Source organism: Rhodococcus sp. I2R (genome assembly GCF_020889545.1).
Taxonomy (GTDB): domain Bacteria; phylum Actinomycetota; class Actinomycetes; order Mycobacteriales; family Mycobacteriaceae; genus Rhodococcoides.
This window is the reverse complement of the sequence record NZ_JAHUTG010000022.1, coordinates 21979-36876: the sequence shown is the minus strand read 5'-3', so window position 1 is coordinate 36876 and position 14898 is coordinate 21979. Positions and strand designations below refer to the sequence as shown.

Below are 14898 nucleotides of genomic sequence, written 5' to 3'. Positions count from 1 at the left end.
CGGCGAAGTGGGTGTCGATAGTGTGAGTTCAATTGAGAGTGACTGTCAACATGATTTCCGCTGGTAAGTTGGCGTCAACGAAAAGGAGTGGTCGTGATGGACCCGAACGTGCCGGACCTTCGAGAGCGTCGGCGCCGCGCGACCCGCCACGAGATATCCCTCGCTGCGCTCGACCTGTTCGAGCAGCGCGGTGTCGCTGCCACTACCGTCGACGAGATCGCGAAAGCGGCGGGAGTTTCCGCGAGCACCTTCTTTCGGCATTTCAAGACGAAGGAGGAGTCGATCCTCGCTGTCGACCTCGAGATCGACGCGGAGATCGACGCGTGGCTCGAGGCCGTTGCGCCCCCCGAGGTCGACCTGGCCGGCATGGAGGCGATCTACGCCCGCGCCGCGGCTCGCCTCGTCGAGGCCTCGGACGAGATCAAGAGTCGTGTCCTGCGCACACGTCGGCTGATCGTGGGCGACGCACACCTGCGCTCGGCGGCGATGGCCCTCGACGCGACTACCCTGTGCCGACTGGCGGACGTGGTCGCAGACAAACTCGGCGGGCGTGAGTCCCTGACGCCCGCCCGGTTGCTCGTCGAGGGGGCCGGAATGACACTGCGGATCGCGTTCGACGAGTGGGCCACCCGCGTCGATGCGGGCGAGGACGCCGATTTCGGCGAGATCTATGCGAACGCGCGGGCCGAACTGCGCCGCGTGGTGCGCTGACACTCGGGTACTCGGATACTCAGATCCCCAGGGCTCCGGTTGCCATGGCACGCAGTAGGATTCGTGACCGCTTGGACACCGTGCGGTTCGCGCTGAACGGAGTCGAGTTCATCAGCCCGAAGGCAGCGTGCGCGGTGGTGCGCGCGTCCGATTCCTCCAGGGTGGGATCGAGGCGGCGCAGCACGGACACCCAGATCTCGACGTACTCGCGCTGCATTCGGCGCACTTTGCGGTGCGCGGCGTCGGGAAGCGATTGCAGGTCTCGGTCCTGGATCTCGATCAGTGCGGGCGAGGTGAGCGCGAAGTCGAGGTGGAAGTCGATGAGATCGCCCAGCACCTCAGCGGGCGTCTTCTCGGTTGACGCCACCCGCTGCCCGCCGGTGAGCAGGTACTCGGAAATGTCGACGAGCAGTTCGACCAACACCGCTTCCTTGTTGGGGAAGTGCCGGTAGACCGCGGGTCCGCTGATGCCCACCGCTGCGCCCAGGTCTTCGAGCCGCACGCCGGCGAAGCCGCGGTCGGCGAACAGCGTGGCCGCGGCAGCGAGAAGCTCGGCTCGGCGTTCGGCTTTTTTCACTTCCCGGCTGGTGGGGGCGCGGGTATCGACGGTCATCTCGTGCTCGCTTTCGAAGAAGTCCTCGACAACTCGGTTAATCGTAGTTTACTGTTCACACGGTTAGTCACGATTAACTGAAACTGACCCGCCGACCAACGAAACGAGGGCACGACCCATGGCAATCGACTCGGCCGGGCACCGCGCACAGCACGAGAAGCTGGCCACCGAACTCGCGAACGAACTCGCGAGGGCCGCCCTCGGTGGCAGCGAGACATCACGGCAGCGTCATATCGACCGAGGCAAACTCCTCCCACGCGAGCGCGTGAACGAGTTGCTCGACCCTGGCAGCCCCTTCCTCGAAATCGCGGCGCTCGCAGCTCACGGCATGTACGACGGTGAATCACCGGGTGCAGGCATGATCGCGGGTATCGGTCGTGTGTCGGGACGAGAGTGCGTCGTCGTCGCCAACGACGCCACCGTCAAAGGTGGCACCTACTACCCGATGACGGTGAAGAAGCACCTGCGGGCCCAGGAGATCGCCTCGCAGAATCGGTTGCCGTGCGTCTACCTGGTCGACTCCGGCGGCGCGTTCCTCCCGCGGCAGGACGAGGTGTTTCCTGACCGAGATCACTTCGGCCGAATCTTCTACAACCAGGCAAATCTGAGTGCCCGAGGGATCGCGCAGATCTCGGCCGTGATGGGGTCCTGCACCGCGGGCGGCGCCTACGTTCCGGCGATGAGCGACGAGGCGGTGATCGTCAGAAACCAGGGCACCATCTTTCTCGGCGGGCCGCCGCTGGTGAAAGCAGCCACTGGGGAGGTCGTCACCGCAGAGGAACTCGGCGGCGGAGACCTGCATTCGAAGGTCTCCGGCGTCACCGATCACCTCGCCGACGACGACCGTGATGCGCTGCGGCGCGTGCGCGCGATCGTCTCGACACTCGGGCCGCGTTCCGAACGTCCCTGGGGCACAGTCCCAACGCGCCCGGCGATCGCGGATCAAAGCGAGCTCTACGACGTCGTTCCCACCGATCCCCGGACGCCATACGACGTGCGAGAGGTGATCACGCGGATCGTCGACGCCGGCGAGTTCGACGAGTTCAAGGCCGAATACGGCAAGACGCTCGTCACCGGCTTCGCGCATCTGCACGGGCACCCCGTGGGCATCGTCGCCAACAACGGCGTCCTTTTCGGCGAGTCGGCGATGAAGGGCGCGCACTTCATCGAGCTCTGCGATAAGCGCAGTATCCCACTGTTGTTCCTGCAGAACATCTCCGGCTTCATGGTCGGCCGCGACTACGAGGCAGGCGGCATCGCCAAGCACGGCGCGAAAATGGTGATGGCCGTCGCGTGTGCGCGCGTGCCCAAGCTGACCGTCGTCATCGGCGGCTCCTACGGCGCGGGGAATTACTCGATGTGCGGCCGCGCCTACTCACCGCGCTTTCTGTTCATGTGGCCCAATGCGCGGATCTCCGTCATGGGCGGTGAACAGGCGGCGTCGGTGCTGGCCACCGTGCGCAGCGACCAACTAGACGCTGCTGGAAAGCCCTGGTCCGAGCAGGACCAGGAGAAGTTCAAGGAGCCGATCCGCGAGCAGTACGAATCGCAGGGCAACCCTTACTATTCGACGGCTCGACTGTGGGACGACGGCATCATCGATCCCGTCGATACCAGAGAAGTTCTCGGACTGGCGCTCTCGGTGTGTGCGAATGCACCTCTCGAGCCGGTCTCCTACGGCGTTTTCAGGATGTGAGTGAAGTGAGAAGCAATTTCGACACCGTCCTCGTCGCCAATCGTGGTGAGATCGCGGTACGAGTCATGCGCACGCTGCGGCGCATGGGAATTCGATCCGTGGCAGTCTACAGTGATGCCGATGCCGACGCCCGGCACGTACGTGAGGCGGACACCGCGGTACGGCTCGGGCCGGCGTCGGCGCGGGAAAGCTACCTCGTCATCGACAAGGTGATCGCCGCTGCCGTGGAAACCGGTGCACAGGCCATCCATCCCGGCTACGGATTCCTTTCCGAGAACGCCGGTTTCGCGGCTGCCTGCCACGCCGCGGGTATCGCATTCCTCGGCCCGTCCGCCCGCGCCATCGAGGTGATGGGAGACAAGATCACCGCCAAGAACGCGGTCTCGGCCTTCGGTGTCCCCGTCGTCCCCGGCATCGCCCGCCCCGGACTCACCGACGCCGATCTGATCGACGCGGCCGGCGATATCGGCTACCCCATTCTGGTGAAACCCTCGGCCGGAGGCGGCGGGAAGGGTATGCGGCTGGTCGAAAAACACGAGGACCTCGCCGCGGCGCTCGCGAGTGCCCGCCGCGAGGCATCGTCCTCCTTCGGCGACGACACGCTCTTCCTCGAGCGGTTCGTGTTGCGACCCCGCCACATCGAGGTCCAGGTCCTCGCGGACGAGCACGGCAACGTCGTGCACCTCGGTGAGCGCGAATGCAGCCTGCAGCGGCGCCACCAGAAGGTGATCGAGGAGGCGCCGTCGCCGCTGCTCGACGCCGAGGCTCGGGCGCGCATCGGCGAGGCCGCCTGCAATACCGCGCGCAGTGTCGACTACTCGGGGGCCGGGACGGTGGAGTTCATCGTCTCCGCAGACCGTCCCGACGAGTTCTTCTTCATGGAGATGAACACCCGCCTGCAGGTCGAGCACCCCGTCACCGAGATGGTGACGGGCATCGACCTCGTCGAATGGCAGGTCAGGGTCGCCGCGGGGGAGAAGCTGACCCTCGCGCAGAACGACATCGTCCTCACCGGCCACGCCATCGAGGCCCGCGTCTACGCCGAGGATCCCGGTCGTGGATTCCTGCCTACGGGTGGCGACGTGGTGGGGCTGCGTGAACCAACAGGTGACGGCATCCGCGTCGACTCCGGGCTGTCCGTCGGCACCGTTGTCGGCAGTGACTACGACCCGATGCTCTCGAAGGTGATCGCGTACGCCGACAGCCGCCCCGCCGCGTTGCGCGCGCTCGACCGTGCACTCTCCGACACGGCCGTCCACGGCGTCGTCACCAACATCGAGTTCCTTCGATTCCTGCTCGCGGACACCGATGTCGAGGCAGGGCGACTCGATACCGGGTTGCTGGATCGACGAGTCGCGGACTTCGTCCCCGCCGCGGTGCCCGAGGAGTACGTCATCGCCGCGGCCGCTCAGCTGTGGGTGTCCGGGTGGCCGAGCGGCGACGCCGATCCGTGGTCGATACCGAGCGGATGGCGGATCGGCGCGCACGCGCCCACGGTCTTCCGGCTTGCTTTCAGCGGCGGCGACGCCCACGTGAAGATCACGGGCACTCCGGGAGCAGCGACCGTGGTGGTCGACGACGGTGAGCCACGCACGCTCACGGCATCCACTGCGGCGGGTGCGGTGACGGTGGTACTCGGCGGCCGCCGAACCACTTTCGCTCTCGCGTGCGGAGGTGACGCGCTGTGGCTGTCGGGATCGGCGGGAACCTGGTCGGTGCGGGTGGTCGCGGAGGCCGCTGTCCGCGAGGACGACGCCCATAGCGGCGACGCCGAGATCACCAGCCCGATGCCAGGATCGGTCATCGCCGTCGGGCTCGCCGACGGTGACGACATACAGGCCGGCGCGACAGTGGTCGTCGTCGAGGCCATGAAGATGGAACACGCGTTGACCGCGCCCACCGACGGCACCGTCGAACTGCTCGTCGGCGTCGGGGACCAAGTTCGCGTCGACCAACTGCTCGCACGAGTCATCCACCGCATCGAATCCTAAGGACACATCATGAACGCTTATCTCTCCACCGGAATGCTCCCGGACGAGTACGAACAGCTGCGGAAGACTGTCGCGGACTTCGCCCGCACCGTGGTGGCCCCGGTATCGGCCAAACACGATGCCGAACATTCGTTTCCGTACGAGGTCGTCGCCGGAATGGCCGATATGGGACTGTTCGGGCTGCCGTTCCCCGAGGAATACGGCGGCATGGGCGGGGACTACTTCGCGCTCTGCCTCGCGCTCGAGGAACTCGGCAAGGTCGACCAGAGCGTCGCCATCACACTGGAAGCGGGCGTCTCACTCGGCGCGATGCCGGTGTACCGCTTCGGCACCGAAAAGCAGAAGCAGGCGTGGCTGCCGCAGCTCGCGAGCGGAAAGAACCTCGCGGCGTTCGGGCTGACCGAACCCGGCGCCGGCAGCGACGCGGGAGGCACCAAGACCACCGCCAAGCGCGACGGCGACGACTGGATCATCAACGGCAGCAAACAGTTCATCACCAACTCCGGCACCGATATCACCTCCCTGGTGACGGTCACCGCCGTCACCGGAGTCGACGAGGCGACCGGCAAGAAGCACATCTCCTCGATCCTGGTGCCCGCGGACACACCCGGTTTCGTGGCCGGGCCCGCCTACGACAAGGTCGGCTGGAACGCCTCGGACACGCATCCGCTGAGCTTCACCGACGTTCGGGTCCCGCAGGAGAACCTCCTCGGCGACGAGGGCCGTGGGTACGCGAACTTCCTGCACATCCTCGACGAGGGACGCATCGCGATCGCCGCCCTGTCGGTGGGCGTCGCGCAGGGATGTGTGGACGAAAGCATCAAATATGCCCGCGAGCGTGAAGCGTTCGGCACGCCCATCGGCCGAAACCAGGCGATCTCCTTCAAGATCGCGCGCATGGAAGCCCGCGCACATGCCGCGCGCGCGGCCTACTACGACGCCGCCGCACTGATGCTGTCCGGCAAGAACTTCAAGAAGGAAGCCTCCATCGCCAAACTCGTCGGCTCCGAAGCGGCGATGGACAATGCCCGCGACGCCACGCAGATCCACGGCGGCTACGGCTTCATGAACGAGTACACCGTCGCTCGGCATTACCGCGACAGCAAGATCCTCGAGATCGGCGAGGGCACCACCGAGGTTCAGCTGATGCTCATCGCACGGGGGTTGGGGCTGTGACTCGTATTCGGCAGCGCGGGTTGTGGTTCGAGGAGATGGAGGTCGGCGCTGTCTACGAGCATCGGCCGGGTCGGACGGTGACCGAGGCCGACAACACGCTGTTCACCACCCAGACGATGAACACTCAGGCGCTGCACCTCGATGCCGCCTACAGCTCGACCACGACATTCGGTGAGCGATTGGTCAATTCGATGTTCACTCTCTCGACCCTGGTCGGGCTGTCGGTCGGGCAGTTGACGCAGGGCACCATCGTGGCGAACCTCGGCTTCTCGGAAGTGTCGTTTCCCAAGCCGCTCTTCCACGGGGACACGCTGTACGCCGAGACGCTGATCTCGGACAAACGTGAATCGAAGAGCCGGCCCGGTGAAGGCGTCGTGACGTTCACGCACACGGGCCGCAATCAGCACGGCGACATCGTCGCACTCGCAACGCGCAAGACCCTGGTCCAGATGCGACCTGCCGAGGAGGGCGCGTCGTGACGTGGGAACCCGCCGGACCGGCGTGGTTGTTCTGTCCGGCTGATCGGCCCGAGCGGTACGGCAAGGCGGCAGCTGCCGCCGACGTGGTGATCATCGACCTCGAGGACGCGGTTGCCGCAGCGGACAAACCTGCAGCACGCGAGGCGCTGGCTGCGTCCTCGCTCGATCCCGATCGCACCGTGATCAGGGTGAACGCCCACGGGACGGGTGATCTCGGGGCCGATCTGGAGGTTCTGACGCGGACCGACTACCGCCGGGTGATGCTGGCGAAGACCGAGAGCGCCGAGCAGGTGCGGGCACTGGAAAGCTACGAGGTTGTGGCACTGATCGAGTCCCCGCTGGGTGCGGTGATGGTGAACGAGATCGCCTCGGCGGAGAACGTGATCGGTGCGATGTGGGGTGCCGAGGATCTGATGGCTGCCCTGGGCGGCAACTCCAGCAGGTTCTCCGACGGCAGCTACCGCGATGTTGCTCGTCATGTGCGGACATCGACGCTGTTGGCGACCAAGGCGAGGGGCCTGTTCGCACTCGACTCGGTGGTACTCGACATCGAGAACGTCGACCGATTGCGTAGCGAAACCGACGACGCCGTCGCAGTGGGTTTCGACGGCAAGGTGGCCATCCATCCGCGTCAGGTGCCGGTGATCCGCGAGGCCTACGCCCCGTCGGAGGCGGACCTCGCGTGGGCGCGCAGGGTGTTGGGCGCGGTGTCCTCGAACAGGGGAGTCTTCGAATTCGAGGGCAAGATGGTCGACGCGCCGGTGCTCCGGCAGGCGGAGAGAATCCTGGCCCGGGGGGCGTCCGCGCAGTCTCGGTGATGCGGTCAGGTCCTGGGAGTGGTCCGGCCAGTACCCCGTCCTATCCGATCGGGTAGTTCGGACCCGCGGACGGGCGGTTCCCAGCAGATTGTCTTGTCGTGAGACACATCGAAGCGTCAGAGTGAGCAGAGTCACACAGCACTCACCAGGAGGATTCGATGGCTATCGAGCTCAATCAGATCTGGGACTTCCCGATCAAGGAATTCCACCCCTTCCCTCGCGCCCTCCTCGGAGTCGGCGCGCACGACATCATCGGCGTCGAGGCAAAGAACCTCGGCTTCAAGCGCTCGCTGCTCGTCACCACCGGCCTGCGCGGCTCCGGCATCATCGAGGAACTGATCGGCAAGATTGAGTACCAGGGCGTCGAGGTGGTTCTGTTCGACAAGGTCGAGTCGAACCCCAAGGACTACAACGTCATGGAGGCCGCGGCCCTCTACCAGAAGGAGAAGTGCGACAGCATCATCTCCGTTGGTGGCGGCTCGAGCCACGACGCGGCAAAGGGTGCGCGCATCGTCATCGCCCACGACGGCCGCAACATCAACGAGTTCGAAGGATTCGCCAAGTCCACGAACAAGGAGAACCCGCCTCACATCGCCGTATCCACTACGGCGGGAACGGGTTCGGAAACCTCGTGGGCATACGTCATCACCGACACCTCCGATATGGACAACCCGCACAAGTGGGTCGCCTTCGACGAAGCGTCCATCGTCACCGTCGCCATCGACGACCCGCTGCTCTACTACACCTGCCCTCAGCACTTCACCGCGTACTGCGGATTCGACGTGTTGGCGCACGGCAGTGAACCGTTCGTCTCCCGCCTCGACTTCGCGCCTTCGCTGGGCAACGCCCTGTACTCGGTGGAACTCGTCGCGCAGAACCTGCGGGAAGCGGTCTACGAGCCGCGCAACCTCAAGGCCCGCGAGGGAATGATGAACGCGCAGTACATCGCCGGTCAGGCATTCAACTCGGGCGGACTCGGCATCGTGCACTCGATTTCGCACGCGGTCAGTGCCTTCTTCGACTCGCACCACGGCCTCAACAACGCGATCGCACTGCCGCGTGTGTGGGAGTACAACCTTCCCTCCCGCTACCAGCGCTACGCACAACTTGCCGGAGCGCTCGGCGTCGACACGAGGAACCTCTCCACCGTGCAGGCCGCCGACGCGGCGGTGGAAGCTGCGATCAGGTTGGCCAAGGACGTCGGAATCCCCGACAACTTCGGCCAGGTGACCACCAACTCGTACGACAAGAACCGGATGAACACCGGCAAGTACACCGGTCGCGGCGACGTCATCACCGGTGACGACAAGACCGTGCTGCGGATCTCGGAGCACATCCAGGGTGACTGGTGCACACCGGGCAACCCCCGCGAAGTAACCGTCGACTCGATGATCCCCGTGGTTTCGCACGCGATCAACGAATCCTACTGACCCGCAAGTAACGGACAGGGAGCTTCACAGACATGACATCGGCCGGCTTCGAGACCAACAGTGATTCGATCTTTTCCGACAGCGCGATCACCGTCCGCGACGGCTTGCGCGAGACGGGCTACATAGCGGGCGACGATCTCGCCGTCGTGGTTCATCTCGCGCTTGCATTGGATCGGCCGCTGTTGCTCGAAGGTCCGGCCGGTGTCGGCAAGACCGAACTGGCCAAGGCGCTCGCCACCGCAGGCGGGCGCCGGCTGGTCCGGCTGCAATGCTACGAGGGCCTGGACGACAACCGTGCCCTCTACGAATGGGACTACGCCAAACAGCTACTGCACGTGCAGATGTTGCGCGAACGCATCGGCGTCGAACTGGCAGACGCCGAGAGCACCGAGGAGGCGTCGGCGATACTCGCAGGCAAGGACTTCGGGTTGTACTCCGAGAAGTTCCTCTCGGTACGGCCACTGCTCGACGCCATCCTGTCGGAGGAGCCCGTCGTGCTGCTCATCGACGAAGTCGATCGAACCGAGGAATCGATGGAAGCGCTGCTGCTCGAGATTCTCGCGGAGAAGCAGATCACCATCCCCGAGGTGGGCACCTTCACCGCCCGATCCAACCCGTGGGTCATCCTGACCTCCAACGACACTCGTGAGTTGTCCGCGGCGCTCAAGCGTCGCTGTCTGCACTTCTCCGTAGGATTCCCGACGATGGAGCAGGAGCGGGAAATCGTGTCCTCCCGCGCCCCCGAAGTCGAGGAGAACACCGTAGCCGACGTGGTCGACTTGGCTCGATCGCTACGCGAGCTGCCGCTGCGCAAGAGCCCCTCGGTTTCCGAGGTCATCGACGCCGCGCGAGCCGCCATGCTCTTGAAAGACCATGACACCGAACGCACCCGCGAGATCCTGATGGCGGCTCTGCTCAAGTACGGCAGCGATGTCGACCTCGTGCGCGGCCGTGCCGACCTCCCGGTGGAACCGTCGCGGGAGCAGCCCCGTCCGAGCGTCGCCTCGCGTCCTCCGAATACCACCACGGCGGCATTCCGGGGTCGCGGTGGCAAGGATCGTGGGGGGATCGGCAAGTAATGAGAACTCCGGCATACGTACTCGACCTGATCTCGGCGGTCTTCGGCCGTCTGCTGCGTCGATACGGCGTCGCTGCCTCGCCGGCCGAGGTGATCGAGGTGCGACGCGTCCTCGGTCTGCTCGGTGCGGGCGATATCGCCGTGCTGGAAGCGGCCCTGCGGGCGACGTGCGCGAAATACACCCACGAGCAGGACGGCTTCGACGCCGCCTTCGAGGCCCTGTTTCGTCCGCGAGCGGTGACGGTACTCGACGATTTTCGGCCCAGCCGGGCGGAACCACCGGCGGGTGCGCCGACGGACCTCGAGATCTCGAACGACGATCACGAGACCGGGCGCTACGCCGACTACAACGAGCGTGCAGCCGAGGTCGGCGAGTTCTTCGACACGCCGGAGGCGGACGCCGGGTTCAACCCGCACAAGGACGACGACGATCTCTCCATCACCGGAAGCGACTCCAATTTGGCAGTCGACACCGAAAGCGACAGTGGCCGCCGCGGGGTGTCCTTCACCGTCGATGTCGACCATGCCGACTCCGCGGTGGTCGGTGACCTCTCGTCGGCCCAGGCGATGGTCTCGCAGGGCACGCTCCGATGGGACGATCCCGAGGGGATTCTGGGTTGGCTGGACGCCTACGACCCCAACGCGTTCTACGGTGGCCAGAGCAGCGGTGAACAACTCACCGCAGCGCAGCTCGAGAGACTGGTCGACGCGGTGGAGGCTTTCGTCGCAGCTGTTGCCGGCAGCGGACGAGAGGTGGCGACGCCGTCGATGGCGCCCGCCGCCGAGATTCCCTCTCGGGCGGAGGTGAACAACGCGTGCCGGGAAGTGTTGCGCCGCATGCGCGGTACACCGCGCCCTCGTCCGCGAGAGGCTACCAACGGTCGACTGAACATGCGCCGCACGGTGCGGGCCAGTATGGGTACCGACGGTGTGCCGTTCCATCTGATGGTGGACAAGCCCGTGCCGGAGCGGGTGCGACTGCTTATCCTGGCGGATGTGTCGCTGTCGGTACGGCCGATCACTGCCTTCACCCTGCGTCTCGCGCAGGCGATGCGGCACCGCACCAACAGGTGCACGGTGCTGGCCTTCGTGGACCGTCCCGTCGACGTGACCGACCTGCTGGCCCGTAGTACCGGGGACGACGCGCTCGCATCCGTGCTCGCGGCCCCAGAACTCGATCTCACTGCGAGCAGCGACTACGGCCGAACCCTCGAAGAGTTGCTCACCACACACGGATCGAAGGTGACCGCGCGGACGTCGGTGCTCATCGTCGGTGACGGTCGATGCAACGGGCTGCCGCCGCGGGTGGACAAGCTCGAGGAACTGGCCCGTAAGGTCCACCGCCTGGCCTGGGTGACGCCGGAGCAGGAGCGGTACTGGACACAGGCCTCGTGCGCGATGGGCGACTACGCGAAGGTGTGCAACGGCGTCGTCACCGCCCGTGACGCCCGTCAGCTGATAGAACAGGCGCCCGAACTGGGCAACGCCCTGCGCTGACGGACGCTATTTCCACCCCGCGCTCTCTTCGGCGGCTCGGTGAGTTTGCTCCAGGAACCGCATGAGCATCGCTTCGGGATCGGGTGCCTGACGCACCAGATGGTATGGAAGTACGTACTCACCCAGTGTCGAGTCCCAGAATGCCGGTGCCTCCACGCCTGGGTGGGTGTCGTAACCCTCCGGGTGCGGGTAGGCGTAGGCGTAGAAGATGCCCTCTTCCGCGCCGCCCGGCCAGTAGCCGGCACTCGATACCTCGTCGCTGTAGGCCTCGTGCATCACCCAATCCGGGCAGTTCGGAACACCTCCGGGATGTTGCGGTGCAGGTCGGCCCGAGAATCGGGTCACCGCGAGATCGAAAGCACCCCAAAAGAAGTGGACCGGGCTGGACTTGCCGCGGAAGTCTGCGCGAAACTGCGAAAATACCGAATACGCGCTGACGAGGGATTGCCAGAATGCTGACATGGCTTTCGCGTTGTAGGCCGAGTGTGCGGTGTCCTCGGCGAAGGGGGTGGCATCGGGGAGTTCGACAGGGGTGCCCATGATGGGAATGTCGAATCCGAGTTCGGTGAGGTGGCGGGTGTACTCGCTGTAGAAATCGGCGACCGTTCGTGGCTGCAGTTTCATCCGTCGCGTCGAACCGTCGGTGACCAGGAAGATCAACTCGTGGTCGAGAAAATCGAATCGGATCTCGAGTCCACGCGTTCCGGCGGGCATCAGGGATGTGGTGAGCCCCCGCGCGTCGACGTACAGCGTCACTCCCCACCAGTGGTTGGTGGTCGGCCCGAGGGCCATGCGCGTTTTTCCCACGATCTGTGTCCACAGGTGGACGGTGTCGCGAGTGTCGATCCATGAATCCACGGGCAGAGCAGGCCAAGCATCAGGCGTGTGAGTCATGTAAACCATGATGGACTCTCCGGCCCGTCCGCGCATCGGTGATCGACGGATGCGTCGCGGTCCGACCTCCCTAGTCGAACGTCACCCGCACGGATACCGGTGTCGTCGCCAGGGCGGCGAAGGTGGCCCCGACGAGTCGGCCGAGCACCGCGTTGTTCGCGAACGATCGGGCGCGGACCGCGACATCGTCGCCGTGCACGAATTCCGCGATCCCGCTGCGCCACCGGTCACCGACCCGCAGCCGCACCCGCGGGTCGGCGGTGATGTTCGCGCCCCATCCCGACCGGGTTCCGTGCTGGGAGATGATCCACGCGCCGGTCTCGTCGAACTTCGCCGATACCGGTACCCGACGGGTCAGAGCGGACTTGCGTCCCACGGTCTCGATGTCGGTCATGAGCTTGACCTGGACACCGGCACCGGTGAGTCCGCGTACGAGCGGGTTGGCGACGTATTTTCCGACGACGCGTTCGACTTGGAACTTTCGAGAGGTGTCATCGGTGGCCGCAGTTCCGCCGCGACGGCTACGGAAGGCGTCGAACCCGTTGCGGCGCAACGTGGTCACTGCGGTTCGCCACACGGGTCGCTGCGGATCGGGCTCTCCGCCGGCCCCGATCAGATGCAGTTGGTCGGTGTGCCACTGCAGATCGAGGGCGCCGTCCAGAGCTTTCAGTGGTGCATAACGTTTGGGGAGTCCGAGGGTGATGCGCGGCGATTCCAGCCGGTCGACCTCGTCGCGGATCAACGCGTGGCCTGCGTCGGTGGCGACGGCAGCCGGCCGGCCCAGTCCGACCACGTCACAGTCGCTCGATTCGACAGCGAGGGTCATCGCCGAACGCGTCCGGAAGCCGCCGGTCACGGCGAGGGGGACTGCGCCTGCGGCGAGCCGAACCTCGCGCGCATAGTCCAGGAAATACGCTTCACGCTGGGAGGTGCTGTCCGGCGCAGCCTTGTGCGAGAGCCCCATCATCGCCGGGGATTCGTAACTGCCGCCACTGATCTCGATGAGGTCGATGTGCTCGTGCACGAGACGTTCGACCACCAGGCGAGACTCTTCCTCGCTGAACCCGCCCTTCTGGAAGTCCGCGGAGTTCAGTTTGATGCCGACGGCGAAACCTGGCGATACTGCGGCGCGGATGGCGCGGACCACGGCGAGGGGGAATCGCATCCGCCCCTCGAGATCGCCGCCCCAGGCGTCATCCCGCTTGTTCGCACTGGGGGAGAGGAACTGCGAGACGAGGTAACCGTGCGCCCCGTGAATCTGGACGCCGTCGAAACCCGCGGTCTCGGCGACCACGGCTGCTGTTGCGAAGCGGTCGACGATGTCCTCGATCTGTTCTGACGTCAGCGCCTCGGGTACCGGCAGCCCTGGAACGCTCGACGCGATCGCCGACGGCGCGACCGGCCTGGCCCGGGTCGCGAGGGGATTGGCTTGGCGGCCCGGGTGGTTGAGCTGCATCCATATCGACGGGCGTGCATCTGCTGCGGACGCGCCGGTCTTGAACGCGTCGGCCCAGCGGGTGAGGGCGTCGAGGTCCCGGTCGTCCTCGATGACCACGTTGCCCGGTTCGCCGATGTGCATGCGGTCGACCATGACGTTTCCGGTCACCACGAGCCCGTAGCCGCCCGATCCCCACTGGGCGTAGAGGCGCTCGAGCCGGGCGTCGGGGGCGTGTGAGGCGGTGCCCAGCCCCTCGCTGAGTGCTGCTTTCATGAGCCGGTTGGGCAGGGTTTGCCCGCACTCGAGTGTCAGTGGTGTGGCGAGGGTGTCGGACGGGCGGTGTTCAACGGTGGTCATGCCACTCCCGGGGATATGATGAACTGCATATTGAAACCAGGTTAAGCGTAACCGGCGGTTACGTCAATGGAGTTGCAGTCGCGAGGGGTGGGTATGGCCAGAAGTACGGCACGCGAGGATATGTTGCGCAGCGCCGCGCTGCTCTTTCGTGAGCGGGGCGTCGAGGCGACCTCTCTCGCCGACGTCATCGACCACGCGGGTGCACCTCGCGGGTCTATCTACCATCATTTTCCCGGAGGGAAGCCGCAGCTCGTGGAAGAGGCGACGCGGACCGCGGGGGCTCTGATGGGGTCGATGATCTCGGCCGGGCTCGCCGCAAGTGGCCCGGCGGAGACGTTGCGCGCACTCATCGCCGATTTTCGTGACCAGCTGGTGGCGACCGACTACGCCGCCGGATGTCCCGTCGTTCCCGCGGCTCTCGAGGGTTCTGCGTCCCCAGCGGCGCTTGCCGCGGCGGGGGAGTCGTTCACTTCGTGGGAGGACACCATTGCGGCCTCGCTGTGGCAGCGCGGGTTGGCGCAGGAGCGCTCGCGCAGTCTCGCAACCATGGCGATTGCAGCCTTCGAGGGGGCGCTGATGATTGCGAAAGCCCAGCGCAGCACCCGTGCGCTCGACCGAACGGAGGCCGAGTTGATTCGGTGGATCGACGCCGCGCTGGAGGGTGCGGATTCAGTCCGCGCGCACTAGCCCTGTTGCTATAACTCGCGGTTACGTATAACT

General features: G+C 65.6%; 13 protein-coding genes. 10 read left to right on the top strand and 3 right to left on the bottom strand.

What is annotated here, in order from left to right; all coding sequences use genetic code 11:
* The first annotated feature begins 96 nt into the window (after nucleotides 1-96).
* Nucleotides 97-711: a TetR/AcrR family transcriptional regulator gene (locus KVY23_RS19755; protein WP_230557974.1), complete on the top strand. Its 615-nt coding sequence runs from the start codon at nucleotides 97-99 to the stop codon at nucleotides 709-711.
* 19 nt (nucleotides 712-730) lie between these two features.
* Here KVY23_RS19755 and KVY23_RS19750 read toward each other — a convergent pair whose 3' ends face one another.
* The gene (locus KVY23_RS19750) at nucleotides 731-1324 is read right to left on the bottom strand and encodes a TetR/AcrR family transcriptional regulator (RefSeq protein ID WP_230557930.1); all 594 of its coding nucleotides are present in this window, start codon (nucleotides 1322-1324) and stop codon (nucleotides 731-733) included.
* A 118-nt stretch (nucleotides 1325-1442) separates the two neighbouring features.
* On the opposite strand from KVY23_RS19750, the gene KVY23_RS19745 reads away from it, so the two are divergent.
* The 8 genes from KVY23_RS19745 to KVY23_RS19710 all read left to right on the top strand — a co-directional run bounded on the left by KVY23_RS19745 (nucleotide 1443) and on the right by KVY23_RS19710 (nucleotide 11489).
* A complete protein-coding gene (locus KVY23_RS19745; protein ID WP_075840996.1) occupies nucleotides 1443-3020 on the top strand; it encodes a carboxyl transferase domain-containing protein in 1578 nt (525 codons plus the stop codon).
* 65 nt (nucleotides 3021-3085) lie between these two features.
* A complete protein-coding gene (locus KVY23_RS19740) occupies nucleotides 3086-5011 on the top strand; it encodes a biotin carboxylase N-terminal domain-containing protein (protein WP_230557973.1) in 1926 nt (641 codons plus the stop codon).
* Nucleotides 5012-5020: 9 nt separating this feature from the next.
* Nucleotides 5021-6187, top strand: a complete 1167-nt coding sequence (locus tag KVY23_RS19735) for an acyl-CoA dehydrogenase family protein (RefSeq protein ID WP_230557929.1) — start codon at nucleotides 5021-5023, stop codon at nucleotides 6185-6187.
* A complete protein-coding gene (locus tag KVY23_RS19730) occupies nucleotides 6184-6666 on the top strand; it encodes a MaoC family dehydratase (protein WP_331284339.1) in 483 nt (160 codons plus the stop codon). Before KVY23_RS19735 ends, KVY23_RS19730 begins: the two co-directional genes overlap by 4 nt.
* Entirely contained in the window at nucleotides 6663-7484 is an 822-nt protein-coding gene (locus tag KVY23_RS19725) for a CoA ester lyase (protein ID WP_230557928.1), read from the top strand. Before KVY23_RS19730 ends, KVY23_RS19725 begins: the two co-directional genes overlap by 4 nt.
* Before the next feature lie 158 nt (nucleotides 7485-7642).
* A complete protein-coding gene (gene mdo / locus KVY23_RS19720) occupies nucleotides 7643-8914 on the top strand; it encodes an NDMA-dependent methanol dehydrogenase (protein WP_075840997.1) in 1272 nt (423 codons plus the stop codon).
* Between the two features lie 32 nt (nucleotides 8915-8946).
* The gene (locus KVY23_RS19715) at nucleotides 8947-9993 is read left to right on the top strand and encodes a MoxR family ATPase (RefSeq protein ID WP_075840998.1); all 1047 of its coding nucleotides are present in this window, start codon (nucleotides 8947-8949) and stop codon (nucleotides 9991-9993) included.
* Nucleotides 9993-11489 carry a VWA domain-containing protein gene (locus KVY23_RS19710; RefSeq protein WP_230557927.1) on the top strand — a complete coding sequence of 499 codons (1497 nt, stop codon included), beginning with the start codon at nucleotides 9993-9995 and terminating at the stop codon, nucleotides 11487-11489. Before KVY23_RS19715 ends, KVY23_RS19710 begins: the two co-directional genes overlap by 1 nt.
* A gap of 6 nt (nucleotides 11490-11495) precedes the next feature.
* Here KVY23_RS19710 and KVY23_RS19705 read toward each other — a convergent pair whose 3' ends face one another.
* A complete protein-coding gene (locus KVY23_RS19705) occupies nucleotides 11496-12383 on the bottom strand; it encodes a DUF5996 family protein (protein WP_230557926.1) in 888 nt (295 codons plus the stop codon).
* A 70-nt stretch (nucleotides 12384-12453) separates the two neighbouring features.
* Nucleotides 12454-14178 (bottom strand): nitroreductase family deazaflavin-dependent oxidoreductase, encoded by a 1725-nt coding sequence (locus KVY23_RS19700; protein ID WP_230557925.1) that lies wholly within the window; start codon nucleotides 14176-14178, stop codon nucleotides 12454-12456.
* A 93-nt stretch (nucleotides 14179-14271) separates the two neighbouring features.
* Between KVY23_RS19700 and KVY23_RS19695 the strand changes: the two genes are divergently transcribed.
* A complete protein-coding gene (locus KVY23_RS19695) occupies nucleotides 14272-14865 on the top strand; it encodes a TetR/AcrR family transcriptional regulator (protein WP_230557924.1) in 594 nt (197 codons plus the stop codon).
* The last annotated feature ends 33 nt before the right edge of the window (nucleotides 14866-14898 follow it).

Excerpts from the sequence above, each read along its gene's own strand:
- KVY23_RS19700 (WP_230557925.1), bottom strand. The coding sequence starts at position 14,178 with ATGACCACCGTTGAACACCGCCCGTCCGACACCCTCGCCACACCACTG.
- mdo (WP_075840997.1), top strand. The coding sequence starts at position 7,643 with ATGGCTATCGAGCTCAATCAGATCTGGGACTTCCCGATCAAGGAATTC.
- KVY23_RS19710 (WP_230557927.1), top strand. The coding sequence starts at position 9,993 with ATGAGAACTCCGGCATACGTACTCGACCTGATCTCGGCGGTCTTCGGC.
- KVY23_RS19745 (WP_075840996.1), top strand. The coding sequence starts at position 1,443 with ATGGCAATCGACTCGGCCGGGCACCGCGCACAGCACGAGAAGCTGGCC.
- KVY23_RS19750 (WP_230557930.1), bottom strand. The coding sequence starts at position 1,324 with ATGACCGTCGATACCCGCGCCCCCACCAGCCGGGAAGTGAAAAAAGCC.
- KVY23_RS19755 (WP_230557974.1), top strand. The coding sequence starts at position 97 with ATGGACCCGAACGTGCCGGACCTTCGAGAGCGTCGGCGCCGCGCGACC.
- KVY23_RS19695 (WP_230557924.1), top strand. The coding sequence starts at position 14,272 with ATGGCCAGAAGTACGGCACGCGAGGATATGTTGCGCAGCGCCGCGCTG.
- KVY23_RS19705 (WP_230557926.1), bottom strand. The coding sequence starts at position 12,383 with ATGACTCACACGCCTGATGCTTGGCCTGCTCTGCCCGTGGATTCATGG.
- KVY23_RS19735 (WP_230557929.1), top strand. The coding sequence starts at position 5,021 with ATGAACGCTTATCTCTCCACCGGAATGCTCCCGGACGAGTACGAACAG.
- KVY23_RS19740 (WP_230557973.1), top strand. The coding sequence starts at position 3,086 with ATGCGCACGCTGCGGCGCATGGGAATTCGATCCGTGGCAGTCTACAGT.
- KVY23_RS19715 (WP_075840998.1), top strand. The coding sequence starts at position 8,947 with ATGACATCGGCCGGCTTCGAGACCAACAGTGATTCGATCTTTTCCGAC.